This is a genomic window from Methylobacterium sp. NPDC097929 (genome assembly GCF_049543375.1).
Lineage (GTDB): Bacteria > Pseudomonadota > Alphaproteobacteria > Rhizobiales > Beijerinckiaceae > Methylobacterium.
This window is the reverse complement of sequence record NZ_JBMVEP010000001.1, coordinates 509,802-531,095: the sequence shown is the minus strand read 5'-3', so window position 1 is coordinate 531,095 and position 21,294 is coordinate 509,802. Positions and strand designations below refer to the sequence as shown.

Below are 21,294 nucleotides of genomic sequence, written 5' to 3'. Positions count from 1 at the left end.
TCCAGCTCTGCTACAAGCCGGACGAAGATGTCCGAGCGTCCCGATCCGAGCACCGAGCCTGCCGATGCCCTGCGGGTATGGTTTCGATTCATCCGCCTCAACCGGCGCGTCATTGCCGCCGTAGCCGCGGAGCTGCGCGAGCTCGGCCTGTCGATCCCGCAATTCGACGTGCTCTCGACCTTGAGCGAGTGGGAGGGCCTGACCCAGCAGGATCTCGCTGCCCGGTTGTACGTGACCAAGGGCAACGTCTCCGGCCTGATCGACCGGCTGGTGGAGGCGGGGCTCGTCGAGCGGCGCGCGATTCCGGGTGATCGCCGCTCACATGCCCTGCATCTGACGCCAGCGGGCGCGGATCTCGCCGCACGCGGGATCGCGGCGCAGGCGGCCTACGTCTCGCGCACACTCGGGCGCCTCGAGGTGCCGGACCTCCAGGTTCTAGAGGATCTCGTCCTCAAATGGCGTGAACTGGCCCGAGCGGACGCGGCTTCCTGACAGCGAGATAGGCCCCGGCGCGGCAGAAAGCCCCAGCCGCCGAGGACGAACAATAATTCTACCTCATGAGAACCGGGGCGGTCGGGCGCCAAGGGTGCGCCCGGTCCCGCCTCGATCGCGTTACGCTTCGCCGGTGCGCCCGGTCGATTGCCCACCCTTGCGGCCGGCCGATGATGCGAGCTCGCGATCCTGGGAGAAGGAGCGCTTTTCCGCGGGAACGGAGCGGCCGCCCTTGCTGGCGATTTCACGCTGCCGTTCGATATTCATCGACGCGAAACCTCGCTTCGAAGTCGAATTACCAGATGCCATTCGCGCCTCCTCAGGCTTAGTTTGTACACACTCCTCAACCTTCAGCGCACTCGATTGTTCCTTGGCCGTATCAACCGGGAGAGCCGGGAAACTCCTGTTCGCACCATGCGTTAGCTGCGCTCAGGCCGAGATTTTACGCGAAGTTGTGAACAGGCCCCAATGGGGCGGCCACATCCGAGAGGAGCCGGATATGACCAATCGCCATATGGTAAAGGCGGCCGCCCTGGCCAAGTCCGGGGCCGGGTCCGTCGGCCTGCCCGAGCCCAACCCGACGCCGCTGCCGCCGATGCCGGCGCCCGAAGACAGCCGGACGCCGGCCACGCGCGAGGAGCCGATCGACTCGCCGCATCCCCACGCCACCACCAAGCACCCGCCGCGGCCGGGTGAGATCGGGCTCAGCACGGGCCGGGAGGGGTGAGGGTCGGCATTATGATGCCGGGGTTCGCGCCGGTCGGTGGGATGGAACGCCCGCCGCTTTGACAGGGCCGGCCGGCGCGTCTACCCGCGGGCTTTGTCCGCCCGCCGTCCCGGACGGCGCTTCGGAGTGAACCCATGACCCTCGATACCGAGGTGATGTCCCTGCGGCAGGTGCCCCTGTTCCGCGAGGTGGAGCCGTCGCGGCTCAAGCTGCTCGCCTTCACCAGCGAGCGGGTGCATTTCGAGGCGGGTCAGGACTTCTTCGTCCGCGGCGAGGCGGCGGATGCGGCCTATCTCATCCTCGAAGGGTCGGCCGCCGTCTCGATCGATGGGCCCTTCGGCCCCGTCCGTCTCGCGCTGCTGGGCGCCAACGCCCTCGTCGGGGAGATGGGTATTCTCGCCGACCAGCCGCGCTCGGCCACCGTCACCGCCGACGCGCCGACGACCGCGCTGCGGATCGACCGCGACGTCTTCCTCGAACTGCTCGCCCAGTTTCCGCAGATCGGCATCGCCGTGATGCGCGACCTCGCGCTGCGCCTCGAACAGACCAACCAGCGGCTGGCGGAGCGAGTCGGCAACGCCTGACCCGGTGAAGCCGGTCGGATCAGCGGTACTTCCAGCCCCACTCGCCGTAGATCGGATAGCCCCGGCGCCACGCCTCGTAGCGCGCGCCCGGGTCGTTGCGGCGATAGCCGTTGCGGTAGGCGTAGGGGCTCGGCTCGACGTAGCCGGGGTTCTGCAATTGCTGGCGCAGATAGCCGTCGCCCTCGCCCGACGAGCCGCCGGTGCCGAAGGCCCAGGCCGGAGCCGCGGAAAGGGTCAGTGCGGCGGCCAGGACCGCGCCGCCGAGCATCCTGGGTGTCATGGGTCATCTCCGTCGATGCATGACGGATCAACCCGCCGGGCCTGAGACCGGTTGCGGCCGATCGGCGAGGCCGGGAGCCCCAGTGTCTTTCACAAAACTCCCGCTGCGCTGTCGTCTCCGGAGCGAGAACGGCCTGTGATCGGGAGTTTCGTGAGGCACTCTCACGGCGTCGGGTAAGTGATGAATTCCATGAGCGATCCGTCGGGGTCGCGGAAATAGACGCTGATCCCGAGGCCGGCCGCGCCGTTGCGCTCGACGGGCCCGAGTTCGACCGGAATGCCGTGGGCGGCCAGATGCGCCACCGCGTCCTCGATCGGGCCGGACTAGCGGAAGCAGAGGTCGCTTCCGCCCGGCATCACGGGCTCGCGCGCCCGCGGGGAGCCGATCTGGCCGGGCCCGTGGACGTTGAGCTGCACGCCGCCGAAACGGAACACCACGCCCCGGCCGAACGGGATCACCTCCGCGCGCAGCACGTCCCGGTAGAAGGCGGTCGAACGCTCCCAGTCGGAGACGTGGATGACGCAGTGATCGAGATGGATGGCCGGGGCGAGCGCCGCCGTCGCCGCGCCGCCCGCCTCTGCGAGTTCGGTCTCGGTCTCGGGCATCCGGTCTCTCCTCCGCAATCGCAGCGTGGGCTGAGATATGGCGGTGAACGCGAGGGTCGAGCCGGCATCACGGCGACGTTCCTGGGCGGCTGCGGCCCCGAAGTCACACCGTATCCCCGCCGGGCCGGGTAGTGATGGCGCATGACGTGCCACTCGAACCCGATCCCGGGAGCGCCGACAGGAGCCGCCATGGCCGCCCGCCACACCATCCGCAGGGCGATGCTCGTCGCGCTCTGCCTCGTGCCGCTCGCCGCCTGCAAATCCTCCAAGCCCGGGCTCCTCGCGGGAGGCGAGGACGATGCGGCCTGGTACATTGGAACGATGCCGGACAAGCCCTTCGACGTGCCGCTCGTCGATCGCTCGCGCATCGATCCGAAGTACCGCCGCCAGGAAGTCGCCTATGCCGGCCCCGAGGCGCCGGGCACCATCGTCGTCGATATCGACAAGCGTCAGCTCGCCCTCGTGCAGGAGGGCGGCACCGCGCTCCAGTACGGCGTCGGCGTCGGCAAGGCCGGCTTCTCGTGGAAGGGCGACGCCCGCATCGGCCGCAAGGGCGTCTGGCCCGATTGGAGCCCGACCACGACGATGGTCTCGCTCAATCCCGGTATCGAGCGCTCGCGCAAGGGCGGCATCGACAACCCGCTCGGCGCCCGCGCGCTCTACCTCTACCAGGGCAACCGCGACACCCTGTTCCGCATCCACGGCACCAACGAGCCCTGGAGCATCGGCGAGCAGATGTCCTCGGGCTGCGTGCGCATGCTCAACGAGGATATCGTCGATCTCTACGAGCGTGTCCCGACCGGAGCGCGGGTGATCGTGAAGCGCAGCGGCAAGTACCGCGCCTGAGACCGATCGCGGGCGCGTGACGGCCGGTGCGGGGGAACCCACCGGCCCTCGCCGCCGTTCGTCACTTGGCGGTCAAGCTTGGCCGCCGACATAGGCGTGACCGAACTCGTCCGATGACCATCACCGTTTCGAACCTGCAGCCGATCATCGCGATCCTGGCCGGGATCCTGATCCTGATCGCGCCACGGCTGCTGAACTACATCGTGGCGGTCTACCTCATCGTCGTCGGATTGATCGGCCTCGGCGTGCTGCGCCACCTGACGTAGGGCCGAGCCCGCGCCGGCCGAGACAGTTTAGCGCCGCGGCCATCCCCGTTCGCGGGATGCACGCCAAGCTCTGACAGAGCGCCCGCTTCGTCACTCCTCGCGGTGGAGCGATCCGAAGCTTATCCTTGCACTGCGACATGAGATGCGCCACGCCCGCGGGAACGGCGCTTTACGGTCGCCACATCCGTCCAGCGGAGAGCCTGATGACGAAATGGGTCTATTCCTTCGGTGACGGCAAGGCCGAGGGCGAGGCGTCGATGCGCAACCTGCTCGGCGGCAAGGGCGCGAACCTCGCCGAGATGTCCAATCTCGGCCTGCCGGTGCCCCCCGGCTTCACGATCACGACGGAAGTCTGCACCTATTACTACCAGAACGGCGAGAGCTTCCCGGCGGAACTCGCCGACGAGGTGAAAGCCGCCCTGGAGAAGGTCGGCGCGCTGACCGGCCGCCGCTTCGGCGATGCCGACAAGCCGCTGCTCGTCTCGGTCCGCTCGGGCGCCCGCGCCTCCATGCCGGGCATGATGGACACGGTGCTCAATCTCGGCCTCAACGACGCGACGGTCGAGGCCCTGGCCAAGGACGCGGACGACGAGCGCTTCGCCTACGATTCCTACCGCCGCTTCATCACGATGTACTCGAACGTCGTGCTCGGCGTGGAGCACCACGCCTTCGAGGAGGCGTTGGAGCACTACAAGGACGAAAAGGGCCTCACCCTCGACACCGAGCTGAAGGCCGACGACTGGCGGCACCTGATCGGCGTCTACAAGAAGATCGTTCGCGACGAGCACGGCTCGGACTTCCCGCAGAAGTCCGAGGACCAGCTCTGGGGCGCGATCGGCGCCGTGTTCGCTTCCTGGATGATCCCGCGGGCCAAGAAGTACCGCGAGCTGAACCAGATCCCCGAGAGCTGGGGCACGGCCGTCAACGTCCAGGCCATGGTGTTCGGCAACATGGGCGATACCTCGGCCACGGGCGTGGCCTTCACCCGCAATCCCTCCACGGGCGAGAGCGCGCTCTACGGCGAGTTCCTCATCAACGCCCAGGGCGAGGACGTGGTGGCGGGCATCCGCACCCCGCAGGACATCACCGAGAAGGCCCGCATCGAGGCCAAGTCCGACAAGCCGTCGATGGAAAAGGCGATGCCCGAGAGCTTCGCCGAGCTGACGCGGATCTACGGGATCCTCGAGAAGCACTACCGCGACATGCAGGACATGGAGTTCACCATCGAGCGGGGTAAGCTCTGGATGCTCCAGACCCGCAACGGCAAGCGCACCGCCAAGGCGGCCCTGCGCATCGCCGTCGAACTCGCGGGCGAGGGCCTGATCTCTAGGCAAGAGGCGATCAAGCGCATCGAGCCGGGCGCGCTCGATCAGCTCCTGCACCCGACCATCGACCCGGATGCCGAGCGCAAGGTCATCGCCACCGGCCTGCCTGCCTCGCCGGGCGCCGCCGTCGGCGAGATCGTGTTCAACTCGGAGGCCGCGGAGGCCGCCAAGAAGGCCGAGCGCCGCTGCATCCTCGTGCGCATCGAGACCTCGCCCGAGGACATCCACGGCATGCACGCGGCCGAAGGCATCCTCACCACCCGCGGCGGCATGACCAGCCACGCGGCGGTAGTCGCCCGCGGCATGGGCAAGCCCTGCGTCTCCGGCGTCGGCTCGATCCGGATCGACTACAAGGCGCAGACGCTCACCGTCGGCGGCGTGACGCTGAAGGCGGGCGACGTCATCACCATCGACGGCTCGACCGGTCAGGTGATCCAGGGCGAGGTCAAGATGCTCCAGCCGGAGCTGTCGGGCGACTTCGCCGCCCTGATGGAGTGGGCGGATGCGGTCCGCACCATGAAGGTGCGCACCAACGCCGACACCCCGGCCGACGCCCGCGCCGCCCGCAAGTTCGGCGCGGAAGGCATCGGCCTGTGCCGCACCGAGCACATGTTCTTCGAGGGCGACCGCATCGTCGCGGTGCGCGAGATGATCCTCTCGGACGACGCCGAGGGCCGCCGCGGCGCGCTCGCCAAGATCCTCCCCTACCAGCGTCAGGACTTCGTGGAGCTGTTCACGATCATGTCGGGCCTGCCCGTCACGATCCGCCTGCTCGACCCGCCGCTGCACGAGTTCCTGCCGCACACGGACGAGGAGATTCAGGAGGTCCAGTCCGCCACCGGTATTCCGGAGGACAAGATCCGCAACCGCATCCGCGAGCTGTCCGAGCACAACCCGATGCTCGGCTTCCGCGGCTGCCGCCTCGCCATCGCCTTCCCCGAGATCGCTGAGATGCAGGCCCGCGCGATCTTCGAGGCCGCGGTGCAGGCCGCCAAGGATACCGGCGCCCCGGTGACCTCGGAGGTGATGGTGCCGCTGGTCTTCACGCGCATGGAGTTCGACATCGTCAAGGCTCGCATCGACGCGATGGCCAAGGCGGTCGCGGAGGAGACGGGCGAGACCCTGGACTATCAGGTCGGCACCATGATCGAGCTGCCGCGCGCGGCGCTCAAGGCCGGCGAGATCGCCGAGACGGCGGAGTTCTTCTCCTTCGGCACCAACGATCTCACCCAGACCGCGCTCGGCATCTCCCGCGACGACGCCGCGACCTTCCTCGGGCCCTATACCCAGAAGGGCATCCTCTCGGTCGATCCGTTCGTGTCGATCGATCAGGAGGGCGTGGGCGAACTGGTGAAGATCGGCGTCGAGCGCGGACGCGCCACCCGCGCCGGGCTCAAGCTCGGCATCTGCGGCGAGCATGGGGGTGACCCGGCCTCGATCGGCTTCTGCCAGGACGTCGGCCTCGATTACGTCTCCTGCTCGCCCTTCCGCGTGCCGATCGCCCGCCTCGCCGCGGCCCAGGCGGCCCTCGGCAAGGACGCCTGAGGCCACACGGCATCGTCCGCGCGGACCGGCACCACCGGTCCGCGCGGGCCGCCCCGCGCCAGGGGCGACAAGCGTTGCAATAATTTTGCGGATCACGGGCTGAACCCGTGTTGCGGCGGCACGTTACCTGCTAGCGGACAACCGATGCGCGGGCAGCGCCGATCGGCCGGTCCGGCCAGGGCTCCCGCGGGACGTGCAGACATGTCGAATCCCGACTCGCCTTCCGCTGTTCTCGACCATCGCACCATCGTTTCCGGCCATCGCGCGATGCAGGCCGCCTATCTCTGGATCCTCGCCAGTCTCGTGACGGCTTTCGGGATCACGGGATTGATCTACCTCGTCTCCGAGCGCAGCGAGCGCGAGGCGGGCCGGATGATCATCACCGCGCAGAACGGCACCGGCTACGTCGCCGTCATCGTCGGCGGACTGGCCCAGCGCCACGGACGCCCGGCCCCTTAACCGTCCGGCAACCACGTTCGCGATTAAACTCGCCTCCGTCAGGCACGTTCGACCCGCCATGCTCTAGGCTGGGCCGTCCGGCCGCTCGTGAGCGTGGAGTAACGGCATTGCGTGCGAGACGCGTTCGGGGGCTGGGACTCGGTCCGCGCTGGATCGTCTCGGCGGTGGTGCCGTGGATGCTGGCCAGCGGCCTGCTGGTCTCCTTCACCGCCACGGCGGGCACCGACGCGACCCTGCGCCTCGACCGGCTCGCGCCGCAGGACGTTGCCGCGACTGGCTCGCTCGCCGCCTCCACCGCCTGGAACCCGGACGTGATCGATGCCGGTTTCGTCGCGGTGCCGGGCTCGAACCACGGGGCCGAGCCGGGCGAGGACGGACTTCCCTCCCTCGCGGATTCGGACGGCGCCACGCCCTCGACGCCCCGTGCCGTCGCCCTCTCCTCGGTGACGCCCGCTCCCGCCGACGCCACTCCGATCGAAGTCGCGGCGGCGAGCCTCGTGCTTCCCGGCTTCTCCGCGCGACTGGACCGCGGCCCCTCGCCTCTCGACCCGCCGGCCTCCGCACCGGAGGCGGCGCATCGCTACGCCGACCTGATCGAGCCCGATGCGATGGACCGCGAGCAGCGCTGCCTCGCCGAGGCCGTCTACTTCGAGGCCCGCAGCGAGCCGGAAGAAGGACAGGCCGCCGTCGCCCAGGTCGTGCTGAACCGCGTCAAGAGCGGGCTCTACCCGTCGAGCGTCTGCGGCGTGGTCTATCAGAACCGCCACCGCTTCATGGGCTGCCAGTTCTCCTTCGCCTGCGAGGGCAAGTCGCTGCGCATCACCGACGGGGATTCCTGGCGCAGCGCGACCCGCGTCGCCAGCGCCGTGATCCAGGGCAAGACCTATCTCAGCGAGGTCGGCGGCGCGACGCACTACCATGCCGATTACGTGAAGCCCGGCTGGTCGCGCCGGCTCAAGCGCAAGGACATGATCGGCCGGCACATCTTCTATCAGCTCAAGCCGAACCAGACCTGAGGTCGTCAGGGGGCCGTTCGACCTCCGGCCGGCCGCTCCGAACCGTGCCTCATCTCGTCCCCGGTCCATCGCCTCGGCCTTCACCCCGTTCCGTCATCGCGAGGCGGAGCCGAAGCGACCCAGAGCGCGACCCCTCCGGAGCGTGCGGAGCCCTGGATTGCCACGGCTACGCCTCGCAATGACGGCGGAAGAGATCGAAGCGATCACCCCGAAACCGTATTGGGTCGTCGTCGCGAGCTTGAGCGAAGCCATCCGGCGGTGCGAGCCTTTCTGGCCCGTACGGAGCACCGGATCGCTTCGGCTCCGCCTCGCGATGACGACGGACCGAGCGACCGGCAGCCCGCCCGCTCACCGTCCTTGCTTGAGGTAGTTCGACCCGCCGATCACCAGAAGCTTGTCCCCGTCGCGGTCCGGCGCGAACAGGCTGAGCGATTCCGTCCCGCCCGCCTCGTCGGTGAGGGTGATCCGGAAACCCGAGACCACGTAGCGCCCGCTCAGCACCGGCCGGCGGCTGTGCCCCGCGACCGTGGTGCCGCCGTCGACCGCGCCGCCGGTCGAGGAGAAGCCCGTGCTGCCCTCGCGGGTGAAGCGGCCGTCCGGGGTGAGCGTCAGCGTGCGCGCCCCGCCGACCGAGCCCGTCGGGCCGCTCGATCCGAAGGTGTGGCTCCAAGTGCCGGAGAAGCGGTGGCCGTCGGCGAAGGGCGGCATCCGGGCGTAGCTCTTGTCGCCGATCGTCACCCCGTCCTTCGCGCGAGCGAACGCCTCGCTGGAGCGTGTCGCGAGGCCGAACTTGCCCTCGATCTCGACCCGGTCGATGCGGTTGGCCGAGAGCCACCCGCCTTTCAGCGCATAGGTGCCGCAAGTCTCGAGCGCGGTCCGGCAATGGGCGGCGATGTCGCCCTCGCGGGGCAGTTCGGTGGTGTAGAGGCCGCCCTTGTCGAACAGCAGCGTCGCCTGATCGGCGGTGAAATCCATCCCCCCGAAGGCGTTCGGCATCAGCCGGGTCTCGGTGCGCGAGAAGAGCCCTTCCATGCCCCCGTCGCCCGGCTTCGGCTCCAGGACGAAGCCGCGATCCTCCTTCGTTGGGCGGTAGGAGCGCACCAGCGCTTCGAAGGCCTCGTGGACCGGCTTCTCGGCCTCGCGTTCGAGCTGGAGCGTGAGGAGCATGAGGTAGTGCTCGCTCGCCCCGGCCGCGATCCCGACCAGCCATGCGTTCATGCGCAGTCCCTCGCTCGAGCGGCAGCAGCGCTGCTCGATGCGGATGCGGTGTCCGTCGAGGGTCTCGCCGGCCCGCGCGGTCAGCGGCTTGCCCTCGGTCGGGATCTGCTTGAAGCCGCGGACGAACTGCGCGAAGGCCGCGTCGAAGGCGCCGGAGGCGGGCCTGGGCTTGGCGACCAGCAGGATCGCCATGCCCTTGCGTCCGCGTGGAGCGGTCGGCTCGTAGACGCGCTGGAACAGGAGGCCGTCGCTCGCGTCCCGCCGGGTCCACGCCTCGAACGCCGCGGGCAGGTCGAAGCGGGCGCTGCCGATCCCCGTTTCGTCGGCTCGGGTCGGTCCTCCCGCCGCGAGCAGGAGGACCAGCGCCGCCGAGGCCCGCACGGTGTGCGGGCGCGACCGTCCGCGCCTCACGTCACGACGCTCGGCTCCGCGCGGCCGGTGAGCCGCTCGATGTCGGCCAGTTCCCGGGCCACGGCGACGACGGGCGCCAGAACCTCGGCCACCGGCAGTTCCAGCCTGTCCCGCGCCGCCTCGTAGCGCTCGATGTAGACCCGCAGCGTCGCTCCGGCGGTGCCGGTGCCGGAGAGGCGGTAGACGATGCGCGCATCCTCCGCGAAGGTGATCCGCACGCCCTGCGCCTCCGTCACCGAGCCGTCCACGGGATCGACGTATTGGAAATCGTCCGCCGCCTCGACGGTGAGGCCGCCGATCTTCGTGCCCGGCAGCGCGCCGATCCTGGCACGCAGGCCCTCCATCAGCCGGTTGGCGGCGCTCGTCTCGATCTCCTCGTAGTCGTGGCGGGTGTAGTAGTCGCGCCCGAACTCGGCCCAGTGCGCCCGCACGAGTTCCTGCGCCGGCTTGCCGGTCGCGGCCAGGATGTTGAGCCAGAGCAGCACCGCCCAGAGCCCGTCCTTCTCGCGCACGTGGTTCGATCCTGTGCCGGCGCTCTCCTCGCCGCACAGGGTGATGCGGCCGGCATCCAGCAGGTTGCCGAAGAACTTCCAGCCGGTCGGCGTCTCGAAGGCCTCGATGCCGAGCGAGGCGGCGACGCGGTCAACCGCCCGGCTCGTCGGCATGGAGCGCGCGACGCCCGCGAGGCCCCCGGCATAGCCCGGCGCCCGCTGGGCATGGGCGGCGAGGATGGCGAGGCTGTCGCTCGGCGTGACGAACAGGCCCGGCGCCACGATCATGTTGCGGTCGCCGTCGCCATCGGAGGCCGCGCCGAAATCCGGCGCGTCGGGCCCATGCATCAGCTCGAACAGCTCGTGGGCGTGAACCGGGTTCGGATCGGGGTGGTGGCCGCCGAAATCGGGCTTGGGCTCGCCGTTGACCACGGTTCCGGGCGCCGCACCCAGGGCGCCTTCGAGGATCGCCTTGGCGTAGGGACCGGTCACCGCCGAGAGCGCGTCGAAGCGCATGCGGAAGCCCGAAGCGAACATCTTGGCGAGCGCGTCGAAGTCGAACAGCGTGCGCATCAGCTCGGCGTAGTCGGCGACCGGGTCGATCACCTCCACCAGCATCCCGTCGATCTCGGACGTGCCGATCTGGCCGAGGTCGAGGTCGGGCTCGTCGGAGATGCGGTAGTCGCCGATGACCTTGGTGCGCTCGAAGATCGCCGCCGTGACGCTCTCGGGGGCCGGGCCGCCGTTGCTGCCGTTGTACTTGATGCCGAAATCGCCCTCCGGCCCGCCGGGATTGTGGCTCGCCGAGAGGACGATGCCGCCGACCGCGCCGTGCTTGCGGATGACGCAGGAGGCGGCCGGCGTCGAGAGCAGGCCGCCCTGCCCCACCAGCACCCGCCCGAACCCGTTGGCCGCGGCGATCTTGAGGGCGATCTGCACCACCTCGCGATTGTAGAAGCGCCCGTCCCCGCCGATCACGAGGGTCGCGCCCTTGCGGTCCGGGATGCAGTCGATGATCGCCTGCACGAAGTTCTGGACGTAGTGCGGCTGCCGGAAGACGGGCACCTTCTTGCGCAGGCCCGACGTGCCGGGCTTCTGGTCCGGATAGGGACTCGTGGGGACCCGCTTCGACACCATGGTTCGCTCGATTCTTCCCAGAGAGTTGCGTTCGCACGTCGTAGTGCGGCCAGGCTCCGCCGAGTAGGGTGGCGACGCGGAAATTCGCGCGGTCCCGCTCACGCCTCGGGACCGGAGCGGATGTTCACCACGGCCGGATTCTCCTTGAGCCGGCGGGCGATGTCGTCGACGCTCGCCTGTGAGAGGCGCACGAAGGCGATGGTGACGACTTCGAGCCCTTCCCCCTCGCCCGGGCGCACCACGAACTGTCGGATGCGCGAGCTTCGCTCCCCGGTCACCTCCTGCAGGGTGTCGATCGACAGGCTGCCCGCCTTCACGGTCAGGTGGAGTTCCCGCGTCCGCATCCGGTCGCGCCAGCGCTCCTCGATCGGCTTCACGCCCGCGAGGATGCCCACCACGAGGATCGTCGCGGCGATTCCCGGGACGTAGAGGCCGCCGCCGACCGCGAGCCCGATCGCCGCCACGGCCCAGAGGCTCGCGGCGGTGGTGAGGCCCTTCACCACCTCGCCCCGCAGGAGGATCGTGCCCGCGCCGAGGAAGCCGATGCCGGACACCACCTGCGCCGCCACGCGGGAGGGATCGAGGGTGACGTTCCGCTGTCCCAGCACGTCGGCGAAGCCGTAGGCCGAGACCAGCATGGCGAGGCAGGCGCCGACGCAGACCAGCATGTGCGTGCGCAGGCCCGCCGCCCAGAGCAGCCGCTCGCGCTCGAAGCCGATCACGCTGCCCATGATGCCGGCCAGCACCAGCCGCGCGACCATTTCCGCGTTGCCAAGCATCGCTCCGCCTCCCGCAGGACCCGAGAGGCCGAAGATTGCGCCCGCAGGAGCACCGGGCGCAACGGTCGGCCCGGCCGCCTTGACCTCGCGCGCCGCGCGGGTCCAATGCGCCGCCTTCGTCCGATAAGCCGCCCATGGGCCGTCGATGCCGCCGCTTCTCGCCCTGCCCTTCCCGGCCATCGATCCGGTCGCGGTCTCGATCGGACCCGTCGAGATCAAGTGGTACGCGCTCTCCTACATTGCCGGGCTTCTCGGCGGCTGGTTCTACGCGCGCCGGCTGGTCGCCGCCGATTCCCTCTGGGGCGTGGTGAAGCGCCCGACCCAGACGGATGTCGACGACCTGATCGTTTGGGTGGCGCTCGGCGTCGTGCTCGGCGGACGGATCGGCTACGTGCTGTTCTACAACCTGCCGCTCTATCTCGATCAGCCGCTGGAGATCCTGGCGATCCGCAACGGCGGCATGTCGTTCCACGGCGGCTTCCTCGGTGCGATCCTGGCGATCCTGCTGTTTGCCAGGGCGCGGGGCCTCAACGGCTACACGATGCTGGATCTGGCGGCCGTGGTGGTGCCGATCGGTCTGTTCTTCGGTCGCATCGCCAACTTCGTGAACGGTGAATTGTGGGGCCGGCCCGCCCCGGACTTCGCTTACGCCGTCGTCTTCCCCACCGGGGGCGACGTGCCGCGCTATCCGAGCCAGCTCTTCGAGGCGGTCACCGAGGGGCTGCTGCTCTTCGTCGTCATGGCCTGGGCCGTGCGCCGCTTCGGCTTCCGCAAGCCGGGCCTGCTCGGCGGCATCTTCGTGCTGGGCTACGCGCTGGCGCGCACCTTCTGCGAGTTCTTCCGCGAGCCGGACCGGCAGCTCGGCTTCCTGTTCGGGCAGGACGTCAACGCGCTCGGCGGCGGCGTGACCATGGGCATGCTGCTCTGCGTGCCGATGGCGCTGGTCGGACTTCTCTACATCGTGCTCGCCGCCCGCGGCGTGACGCGGCCCCGATCGACGGGGCCGGAGATCCGCCCGGAAGCCGGGCAGATTTGACGGTGGAGGCCGAGCCCACGCCGCTTCTCGCGCTGCTCGCGCGGGAGATCCGGGCGGGCGGGCCGATCGGCCTCGACCGCTACATGGCGCTCTGCCTCGGCCATCCGCGCCACGGCTACTACGCCACCCGCGATCCCCTCGGCCGGTCCGGCGACTTCGTCACCGCGCCGGAGATCAGCCAGATGTTCGGCGAGCTGATCGGCGCCTGGGCCGCCGCGATTCTCCCCGCCCTGTCCGCGGCCGCGCCGGATGCGCGGCCCTGCCTCGTGGAACTCGGCCCCGGCCGGGGGACGCTGATGGCCGATGCGCTCCGGGCGCTGCGCGCGGCCGGCGCCGACTTCGACCTGCATCTCGTCGAGACGAGCCCGGTCCTGCGCCGAATCCAGGCCGAGCGGCTGTCCGAGGCCGCACCGACCTTCCACGATTCGGTCGCGAGCCTGCCCGAGGCGCCGCTCCTCGTGCTCGCCAACGAGTTCTTCGACGCCCTTCCGGCCCGCCAGTTCGTGCGCACGGGGCGCGGCTGGTGCGAGCGCCGGGTCGGCCTCGCGCCCGAGGGCGAGAGGTTGGCCTTCGGCCTCGATCCGGAGCCCGACGCCCGGATCGCGGCGGAGGCGCCCGAGGGCGCTGTGCTGACCCTGCCGAGCCAAGCGCTCATGGTGACCCGCGACCTCTGCCGGCGCCTCGTCGCCCGGGGCGGCGCCCTGCTCGCCGTCGATTACGGCCACGACCGGCCGGGCTTCGGCGACACCTTCCAGGCGTTGGCGGGCCACCGGTTCGCCGATCCGCTCGCCCGCCCCGGCGAGGCCGATCTCACCGTCCACGTCGATTTCGCGGCCCTCGCCCGCGCCGCCGCGGCCGAGGGCGCCGCCGTGCATGGGCCGGTGGCGCAGCGCGACTTCCTTCTGGCGCTCGGCCTCGACCAGCGTGCCGAGCGGCTGAAGACCCGTGCGAGGCCGGACCAGGCCGCGGCGATCGAGGCCGCACGAGCCCGCCTGACCGATCCGGACCCGCGCGGTATGGGCGCCCTGTTCAAGGTGCTCGGCGCGAGCCACCCCGCCCTGGGGCCGTTGCCGGCCTTCCCGCCTCCCCCGTGAGAGCCCGCACAGCATGTTCATCGAAGCGCCCGAACTCAGCTCGCACTCCTATGTCCGGCACGCCTTCTTCACCCGTCAGGGCGGCGTCTCGGAGGGGCTCTACGCCTCGTTGAACGGAGGGATCGGATCGCGGGACGAGCCGGCCAGAATCGCCGAGAACCGGGCGCGGATGTGCGCGCAGCTCGCGCTGCCCGAGGGCAACCTCGTCAGTCTCTACCAAGTGCATTCGGCGGAGGTCGTGACCGTCGAGGCGCCGTTCCCGCTGGACGACCGCCCGAAGGCGGATGCGATGGTCACGCGCGTGCCCGGCCTCGCGCTCGGCATCGCCACGGCCGATTGCGGCCCGATCCTCTTCGCGGACCCGGAGAACCGCGTCGTCGGCGCGGCGCATGCGGGCTGGAAGGGAGCGCTCGGCGGCGTGGTCGAGGCGACGGTCGCGGCCATGGAGCGCCTCGGCGCCGGGCGCGAGACCATCGTCGCCGTTCTGGGGCCGACGATCTCTCAGGCCTCCTACGAGGTCGGCGAGGAGTTCGTGGAACGCTTCCGCACCGAGGTGCCGGAGGCCGAACGCTTCTTCGCCCCCGGACGGCCGGGCCACGCCCAGTTCGATCTGCCGGCCTTCATCTTGGGCCGTCTGGAGCAGGCCGGCATCGGCGAAGCCGCCGCGCTCGGCCTGTGCACCTATGCCGATCCCGACCGGTTCTACAGCTTCCGCCGCACGACCCACCGCAACGAGCCCGACTACGGTCGTCTCATCTCGGCGATCGCTCTGACGCCATGAGGTGTTGTGCGGCGCGGCGAGGCATGATGCGTTGCATCATTACAACAAGCTCCGCGACGGTACCTTCAGCTTAGCTTTTGTGCGTTGGAACACTCGAAAGCCCGGCCGCGCCGTCGTATCCCTCCGTCGTCGCGGAACGCCGTGGTTGCACCCTGCGACAATCTGTCCGGAAGCGTCACCAAAAAAAGCTCGGCCGTACGTGAACCTTGGCCGTTCGGCGACGTTTCCTGGTTGGAACGACGGTAGACCAAAGACCACTGCCACAAAGGGGCCGCCTTCTGGACGGTCGGCGTGGTCAAGCCGCAACAGCATCTTCCGGGATGCTGGCATAGATACGGGGCACCGTGCCGCTGCGCTTCCGAGTGAGGCCTCGGCACAGTCAAAGAGGACCAGAGTGATGAAATCCTTCCTTCGCGCCGGCACGGCCATCGCCGGCATCGCCTTCGCCGGTTCGGCGCTCGCTGCCGACCTTCCGCGCCGCGCGGCTCCCCCGCCGGTGTTCCAGCCGGTGCCGGTCTTCACCTGGACGGGCTTCTACGCCGGTTTCAACGCTGGTTACGGCTTCGGCACCGGTGACAACAACAACGCCCCGACCGTTCTCGGTGTGAACGGCGCCTCCGGCCTCGTTGCCCCGGGCACGACCGCTGTCGTCGCCTTCGGCAACCGTCGCAGCGACGAAGGCTTCGTCGGCGGTGGTCAGATCGGCTACAACTACCAGTTCACCCCGGGCTCCGGTGTCGTGATCGGTATCGAAGCCGACGCCCAGTACGTCGATTTCGGTCGTGACCGGAACCGCTTCGCCCTCGCCGGCGGCCCGCTCCTGGCCGGCACCCAGGTGTTCAACCCGAACGGCCTATCGGGCCTCGACTTCTTCGGCACCGTCCGCGGCCGTCTCGGCTACGCCTTCGACCGCACCCTCGTGTACGGCACCGGCGGCTTCGCCTACGGCTCCGGCGGCGGTCGTGAGTTCGGCACCGGCGTGTCGAGCGACGACTTCCAGACCGGCTGGGCCGCGGGTGGTGGTATCGAGTACGCTCTCCCGACCGACTCGTTCCTGAACTTCTTCAAGTCCTCGGCCGTGACCCTCAAGGTCGAAGGTCTGTACGTGAACCTCGACCGCGGCAACGGCGGCCGTGGCGCCTTCGGTTCCACCCCCGCCGGTGGTCTCGTCTTCACGAACAGCCCGGGCGTGGTGCTGGCTTCGGGCAACGTCGCCCGTCAGCGCGACACCGAGTTCGCCGTCGTCCGCGCCGGCCTGAACTACAAGTTCGGCTCGTACTAAGACCCCGACGCTCTCCGGCGGCTCGCAAGCGAGCCGCCGGACCGCCTGAGAAGCCCGGCTCGATGCCGGGCTTTTTCGTTTCGAGACGGCGTTCGCCTGCCGCGATCCTGTGCGCGAACGCGCATGCGGCGGCGCCCGGGCGCCGACAATCGTCGCTCCGCCCCCTGACAAAAGCTCGACCGGTCCCCATCTCGTAGCCGCCGCGCGGTGACGATGCCGTCGGCGCCTGAGGGAGACGGCTCCATGAACAGCGAAGAACGCGACATCATCAACGGCATCTTCCAGCGGCTCGAACAAGCATCCGGCCAGCAACGCGACGCCGATGCCGAGCGCTTCATCGCCGAGAAGCTGCGCAACCAGCCCTACGCGCCCTACGCGATGGCGCAGCTCATCTACGTTCAGGAAGAGGCGATCAAGAGCCTCAACCAGCAGCTCGAGCAGGCCCGGCAGCAGGCCCAGGCACAGCCCTCCGGCGGCGGTGGCGGTTTCTTGTCGAGCATCTTCGGCGGCGGCCAGCGCTCAGAGCCGCAGCGTCCGGCCGGCCAGTGGGGTCAGCAGCCGGGCTACGGCCAGCAGCCCGGCTATGGCGGCCCGCAGCAGGGCGGCTACGGCCAGCAGCCCGGTTACGGCGGCCCGCAGCAGGGTGGTCCCTGGGGCGGACAGGCCCAGCAGCCGGCCCGCGGCGGCGGCTTCCTCGCGACCGCGCTGCCCATGGCGGCAGGCGCGGCGGGCGGCATGCTGCTCGGCAGCGCCCTCTCCAACGCCTTCGCCGGCGGACATTCCCAGCTCGGCAGCGCATCGGCCGCGGGTCTGGCCGGCCCGGCCGGCGGTGAGCAGGATCTCGGCTCGGCTCTCGGCGGCGGCGACGGCGGCTTCCAGGACGCGGCCTTCGGCGGCGGCGATACCGGTGGGGATTTCGGCGGCGACCTGGGCGACGGCGGCGACGACGACTGGGCCTGATCAGCCCGCAGGAACGGACCGCGCCCGGTCGCGACATCGGGGCGGCCCGACCCATCGCGTGCGGATGGACGAAGAAGCCCGTCGCCGGTCTCCCGGCGGCGGGCTTCGCGTTTGAACGGGAGGCTTGGATCTCAGATCACGTCGACGCGGGTGCCGACCGGCGTGCGCTCGTAGAGGTCGATCACGTCCTCGTTCATCATGCGGATGCAGCCGGAGGAGACGTTCTGCCCGATCGTATGCGGCTCGTTGGTGCCGTGGATGCGGTAGAGCGAGGTGCCGAGATACATCGCCCGGGCGCCCAGCGGGTTCTCTGGCCCGCCCACCATGTGCCGCGGCAGGTCGGGGCGCCGCCGCAGCATCTCGGCCGGCGGCGTCCAGTCCGGCCATTCCCGCTTGGCGGTGATCGTCTTCGCCCCGGTCCAGACGAAGCCCGGCCGGCCGACGCCGATGCCGTAGCGGATCGCCTGACCGCCCGGCTGGATCAAATAGAGATACTTGGCACCCGTATCGATCACGATCTGGCCCGGCCGTCCCGGGCCGTCATAGCCGATGACCTGCCGCGCGTAGCGGGGATCGACGGCGCGAGCGATGGCGCCCTCCTCCGGCGGGGCGCGGTTCGGCAGGGCCGCGAACCGGGTCCGCGGCTCGACGGCGACGGGTGCCCGAGCGGGCCCGAGGCTGCCGTAGCCGTCCACGCCCGAGGCGCGGGGCTGGCCGGCAGCGCTGCCGGTCATCAGATACTCGATGAAGCCGCCGCCGTAGCGGCCCGGCTCCGCCTGCGCCACTTGGCTCGACATCGCGACGGCGATCGCCGCCGCTGCGCACCGTTTCACACGCATCCCTCGCTCCCGCCCTTGCTCGCGTGAGGGGAATGGTCACGGGGATCGCGCCTGCGGACGGTGAACGAACGTGGTGAATCCTGCGGGACGGAGGCCGGGCTCCCGCCCATCCCCGATTCATCGTCAACGGCCGGTGAAGACCCGCATCGAGCGTTCACCTCCACGGACCCATCGCGAAGCCGGCGCATGATGCGCGTGTTCTTGCAAAAAACTTCAGCAATTGGAAACCGCTGCGGGAGATTGTGACGGACCTGACCGACCCCGAAGGCCTGCCCGACCGATGATGACCAAGCGCTACCGCATCGAGGAAAGCCTGGGCCTTCCCGCTCCGGCGGCGGTCGCCGCTGCGGCCGATCGGACGGGCGTGCCGAACCCGCGTCTCGACGAGATCCTGTCGGCGATCAACGATCTGCGCCGCGTCACGGCCGCGAGCGCCGGCGAAACCGTGGAGGCCTGCCGCCGCGAACTCGGCGAGGCCTTCGCCATGCGCCACGAACTGGAGGTGATGAAGGAGGCGATCACGCGGACCAAGTCCGAGATCGCGAGCCTCCACCGCTCTGAGAGCACGGGCAAGGGGATGCGGCGCGTGGCGGGCGAGCTCGACGCCGTGGTCGAATCCACCGAGCAGGCCACCTCGACCATCCTCGGCAGCATCGAGCGGATCGAGACCAACGCCAACATGATGCGCGGCCTGCGCCTGCCCAAGGCCGCCCAAGAGAACGTCGACGGCATCCTCGACAGCGTGATCAGCGCCTACGAAGCCTGCAACTTCCAGGACCTGACCGGACAGCGCATCAACAAGATCGTCAACGTGCTGAAGTTCGTCGAGGAGCATCTCGACCGCGTCATCGAAGCCTGGAGCGGGCTCGAAGGCTTCCGCGATCTGCTGGCGGTCGACACGGCGGAGCCCGCCGCGGACGACGAGAGTTCGCTCCTCAACGGCCCCAAGCTCCAGGACGATCCCGGCCACGTCGATCAGTCCGACATCGACGCGCTGTTCGACTGATCGGCCGCAGCGAAACGGCCCTTTCAACCGGAATCGTCGCGGCCTACATCGGGACCATGAGCCGCGCGACCCGATCCGACTTCGAGGACGTCCCGCCCGACGGGCTCGACGAGGACGAGAGCGAGGCGCCCTCCCTCGACGAGGCGCCCGAGATCGACTTCGATTTCGAGCCCGGCGCGGTGCAGGCCGGCACCGAGATCATTCGCCGTTTCTGGACGACGCTGCCGACGTCGCCGGGCGTCTACCGGATGTTCGACGCCAAGGGCGATGTCCTTTACGTCGGCAAGGCCAAGAACCTGAAGAACCGCGTCGGCTCCTACGCCCGCGGACAGGCGCATTCCAACCGCATCGCCCGCATGATCGCCCAGACGGCGGCGATGGAGTTCGTCACCACGGCGACGGAGACGGAGGCGCTTCTTCTCGAGGCCAACCTCATCAAGCAGCTGAAGCCCCGCTTCAACGTGCTGATGCGCGACGACAAGTCGTTTCCCTACATCCTGCTCACCGGCGACGGGCCCGCGCCGCAGATCGTCAAGCATCGCGGCGCGCGCCGCCGCAAGGGCAATTACTACGGTCCCTTCGCCAGCGTCTGGGCGGTCAACCGCACGGTCAACGCGCTCCAGCGCGCCTTCCTGCTGCGCACCTGCACGGACAGCTACTACGAGAACCGCACCCGGCCCTGCCTGCTCTTCCAGATCAAGCGCTGCTCCGGCCCCTGCACCGGCGAGATCGCGCAGGAGGATTATGCCGGCCTCGCCGACAGCGCGCGCGCCTTCCTCTCGGGCAAGTCGAATGCAGTGAAGGATCGGATGCGCGAGGAGATGCAGCGCGCCTCCGAGGCGCTGGAATTCGAGCGCGCCGCGCGCTTCCGCGACCGCATCGCCGCGCTCTCGGCGATCCAGGGGACGCAAGGGGTGAACACGCAGGGCGTCGAGGAGGCGGACGTGTTCGCCCTCGACGAGCAGGCGGGTCAGTTCTGCATCGAGGTATTCTTCTTCCGCAACTTCCAGAACTGGGGCAACCGCGCCTATTTCCCCAAGGCTGACCGCTCCATGAGTGCGGACGAGGTGCTGGCCTCGTTCATTTCGCAGTTCTACGACGACAAGCCCGCCCCCAAGCTCGTCCTCGTCAGTCACACGATCGAGGATGCCGAGCTCATGGCTGCGGCCCTGTCGAGCCGTGTCGAGCACCGGGTCGAGGTTCACCAGCCGCAGCGGGGGGAACGCAAGAACCTCGTCGAGTACGCCCAGCGCAACGCCAAGGAGGCTCTGGGACGCCGGCTCGCCGACACTGCCTCCCAGGGCAAGCTGCTGACCGCGCTCGGTCAGGCCTTCGGCCTCGACAAGCCGCCGCGGCGGGTCGAGGTCTACGATAACTCGCACATCTCCGGCACGGCCGCGGTCGGCGGCATGATCGTCGCCGGCCCGACCGGCTTCATGAAGACGCATTATCGCACCTTCAACATCAAGTCGGAGGAGCTGACCCCCGGCGACGATTTCGGGATGATGCGCGAGGTGCTGACCCGCCGCTTCAAGCGGCTGGCCAAGGAGGCGCCGCGCACGCCCCGCGAGGCGGAGGCCGGTGAGCCGCGGGCTGCCGCCGAGGCGCAGGCCGTGCCGGCGCCGACCGACCCGGTTTCGGACGATCCCGACGCTTTCCCCACCTGGCCCGACCTCGTGCTGATCGACGGCGGCGCCGGCCAGCTGGAGGCGGCCCGCGCTTCGCTCGCCGAGATCGGCGTGACCGACGTGCCGCTGGTGGGCATCGCCAAGGGCCGCGACCGCGATGCCGGCCGCGAGACCTTCTTCGTGTCCGGCCGCAGCCCCTTCAAGCTGCCGCCGCGCGATCCCGTGCTCTACTTCGTGCAACGGCTGCGCGACGAGGCGCACCGTTTCGCCATCGGCACCCACCGCGCGCGGCGCAAGCGCGAGATGACGAGGAACCCCCTCGACGAGATCGCCGGCATCGGCCCCACTCGCAAACGCGCGCTCCTGCACCATTTCGGCACGGTGAAGGCGATCGAGCGGGCGGCTCTCGAGGATCTCGCCAAGGCGCCGGGCGTGAATGCCGCCACCGCCCGGGCGGTCTACGATTTCTTCCACGCCAATGCCTGAG

General features: G+C 69.7%; 21 protein-coding genes and 1 pseudogene. 15 read left to right on the top strand and 7 right to left on the bottom strand.

Annotated elements, in window-relative coordinates; translation table 11 throughout:
* Window positions 1-27 precede the first annotated feature (27 nt).
* Window positions 28-492: a MarR family winged helix-turn-helix transcriptional regulator gene (locus ACPCJR_RS02465; RefSeq protein ID WP_391510850.1), complete on the top strand. Its 465-nt coding sequence runs from the start codon at window positions 28-30 to the stop codon at window positions 490-492.
* A 120-nt stretch (window positions 493-612) separates the two neighbouring features.
* Here ACPCJR_RS02465 and ACPCJR_RS02460 read toward each other — a convergent pair whose 3' ends face one another.
* A complete protein-coding gene (locus ACPCJR_RS02460; protein ID WP_041371474.1) occupies window positions 613-801 on the bottom strand; it encodes a general stress protein in 189 nt (62 codons plus the stop codon).
* Between the two features lie 190 nt (window positions 802-991).
* On the opposite strand from ACPCJR_RS02460, the gene ACPCJR_RS02455 reads away from it, so the two are divergent.
* Window positions 992-1,219 (top strand): hypothetical protein, encoded by a 228-nt coding sequence (locus tag ACPCJR_RS02455; RefSeq protein WP_391510851.1) that lies wholly within the window; start codon window positions 992-994, stop codon window positions 1,217-1,219.
* Between the two features lie 134 nt (window positions 1,220-1,353).
* Window positions 1,354-1,803 carry a Crp/Fnr family transcriptional regulator gene (locus ACPCJR_RS02450; RefSeq protein WP_110349929.1) on the top strand — a complete coding sequence of 150 codons (450 nt, stop codon included), beginning with the start codon at window positions 1,354-1,356 and terminating at the stop codon, window positions 1,801-1,803.
* A 19-nt stretch (window positions 1,804-1,822) separates the two neighbouring features.
* On the opposite strand, the gene ACPCJR_RS02445 is transcribed toward ACPCJR_RS02450, so the two are convergent.
* Together ACPCJR_RS02445 and ACPCJR_RS02440 are read right to left on the bottom strand one after the other, a co-directional pair.
* On the bottom strand, window positions 1,823-2,083 hold the full coding sequence (locus tag ACPCJR_RS02445; RefSeq protein WP_391510852.1) for a hypothetical protein: 261 nt from the start codon (window positions 2,081-2,083) through the stop codon (window positions 1,823-1,825).
* Between the two features lie 161 nt (window positions 2,084-2,244).
* A pseudogene (locus ACPCJR_RS02440) lies at window positions 2,245-2,688 on the bottom strand (VOC family protein).
* A gap of 189 nt (window positions 2,689-2,877) precedes the next feature.
* Between ACPCJR_RS02440 and ACPCJR_RS02435 the strand changes: the two are divergent.
* The 5 genes from ACPCJR_RS02435 (at window position 2,878) to ACPCJR_RS02415 (ending at window position 8,145) form a co-directional block, all read left to right on the top strand.
* On the top strand, window positions 2,878-3,534 hold the full coding sequence (locus tag ACPCJR_RS02435) for a L,D-transpeptidase (RefSeq protein ID WP_391510853.1): 657 nt from the start codon (window positions 2,878-2,880) through the stop codon (window positions 3,532-3,534).
* 113 nt (window positions 3,535-3,647) lie between these two features.
* Window positions 3,648-3,800 (top strand): DUF3096 domain-containing protein, encoded by a 153-nt coding sequence (locus ACPCJR_RS02430; protein ID WP_110349933.1) that lies wholly within the window; start codon window positions 3,648-3,650, stop codon window positions 3,798-3,800.
* 203 nt (window positions 3,801-4,003) lie between these two features.
* Window positions 4,004-6,670, top strand: coding sequence for a pyruvate, phosphate dikinase (ppdK, locus tag ACPCJR_RS02425; RefSeq protein WP_391510855.1), 2,667 nt, complete (start codon window positions 4,004-4,006; stop codon window positions 6,668-6,670).
* A gap of 201 nt (window positions 6,671-6,871) precedes the next feature.
* Window positions 6,872-7,129, top strand: a complete 258-nt coding sequence (locus tag ACPCJR_RS02420) for a hypothetical protein (RefSeq protein WP_391510856.1) — start codon at window positions 6,872-6,874, stop codon at window positions 7,127-7,129.
* Window positions 7,130-7,236: 107 nt separating this feature from the next.
* Window positions 7,237-8,145 (top strand): cell wall hydrolase, encoded by a 909-nt coding sequence (locus ACPCJR_RS02415; protein WP_391510857.1) that lies wholly within the window; start codon window positions 7,237-7,239, stop codon window positions 8,143-8,145.
* A gap of 348 nt (window positions 8,146-8,493) precedes the next feature.
* Here the strand turns inward: ACPCJR_RS02415 and ACPCJR_RS02410 are convergent, their stop codons facing one another.
* The 3 genes from ACPCJR_RS02410 to ACPCJR_RS02400 all read right to left on the bottom strand — a co-directional run bounded on the left by ACPCJR_RS02410 (window position 8,494) and on the right by ACPCJR_RS02400 (window position 12,181).
* A complete protein-coding gene (locus tag ACPCJR_RS02410; protein WP_391510858.1) occupies window positions 8,494-9,774 on the bottom strand; it encodes a hypothetical protein in 1,281 nt (426 codons plus the stop codon).
* Window positions 9,771-11,402: an alpha-D-glucose phosphate-specific phosphoglucomutase gene (locus ACPCJR_RS02405; protein WP_391510859.1), complete on the bottom strand. Its 1,632-nt coding sequence runs from the start codon at window positions 11,400-11,402 to the stop codon at window positions 9,771-9,773. Before ACPCJR_RS02405 ends, ACPCJR_RS02410 begins: the two co-directional genes overlap by 4 nt.
* A gap of 98 nt (window positions 11,403-11,500) precedes the next feature.
* Window positions 11,501-12,181: an MgtC/SapB family protein gene (locus ACPCJR_RS02400; protein ID WP_391510861.1), complete on the bottom strand. Its 681-nt coding sequence runs from the start codon at window positions 12,179-12,181 to the stop codon at window positions 11,501-11,503.
* Between the two features lie 145 nt (window positions 12,182-12,326).
* Between ACPCJR_RS02400 and lgt the strand changes: the two genes are divergently transcribed.
* The 5 genes from lgt (at window position 12,327) to ACPCJR_RS02375 (ending at window position 17,334) form a co-directional block, all read left to right on the top strand.
* On the top strand, window positions 12,327-13,217 hold the full coding sequence (gene lgt, locus ACPCJR_RS02395; protein WP_391510862.1) for a prolipoprotein diacylglyceryl transferase: 891 nt from the start codon (window positions 12,327-12,329) through the stop codon (window positions 13,215-13,217).
* A 2-nt stretch (window positions 13,218-13,219) separates the two neighbouring features.
* Window positions 13,220-14,311, top strand: coding sequence for a class I SAM-dependent methyltransferase (locus tag ACPCJR_RS02390; protein ID WP_391510864.1), 1,092 nt, complete (start codon window positions 13,220-13,222; stop codon window positions 14,309-14,311).
* A gap of 13 nt (window positions 14,312-14,324) precedes the next feature.
* Entirely contained in the window at window positions 14,325-15,092 is a 768-nt protein-coding gene (gene pgeF / locus ACPCJR_RS02385) for a peptidoglycan editing factor PgeF (protein ID WP_391510865.1), read from the top strand.
* Window positions 15,093-15,489: 397 nt separating this feature from the next.
* Window positions 15,490-16,374: an outer membrane protein gene (locus tag ACPCJR_RS02380; protein WP_391510866.1), complete on the top strand. Its 885-nt coding sequence runs from the start codon at window positions 15,490-15,492 to the stop codon at window positions 16,372-16,374.
* Window positions 16,375-16,617: 243 nt separating this feature from the next.
* Window positions 16,618-17,334, top strand: coding sequence for a DUF2076 domain-containing protein (locus ACPCJR_RS02375; protein ID WP_391510867.1), 717 nt, complete (start codon window positions 16,618-16,620; stop codon window positions 17,332-17,334).
* A 131-nt stretch (window positions 17,335-17,465) separates the two neighbouring features.
* On the opposite strand, the gene ACPCJR_RS02370 is transcribed toward ACPCJR_RS02375, so the two are convergent.
* Complete coding sequence (locus ACPCJR_RS02370) at window positions 17,466-18,173, bottom strand: L,D-transpeptidase (RefSeq protein WP_391510868.1); 708 nt, start codon at window positions 18,171-18,173, stop codon at window positions 17,466-17,468.
* A 280-nt stretch (window positions 18,174-18,453) separates the two neighbouring features.
* Here ACPCJR_RS02370 and ACPCJR_RS02365 point away from each other — a divergent pair, with 280 nt between their 5' ends.
* Window positions 18,454-19,179 (top strand): protein phosphatase CheZ, encoded by a 726-nt coding sequence (locus ACPCJR_RS02365; protein ID WP_391510869.1) that lies wholly within the window; start codon window positions 18,454-18,456, stop codon window positions 19,177-19,179.
* Between the two features lie 56 nt (window positions 19,180-19,235).
* Complete coding sequence (uvrC, locus tag ACPCJR_RS02360) at window positions 19,236-21,293, top strand: excinuclease ABC subunit UvrC (protein WP_391510870.1); 2,058 nt, start codon at window positions 19,236-19,238, stop codon at window positions 21,291-21,293.
* The last annotated feature ends 1 nt before the right edge of the window (window position 21,294 follow it).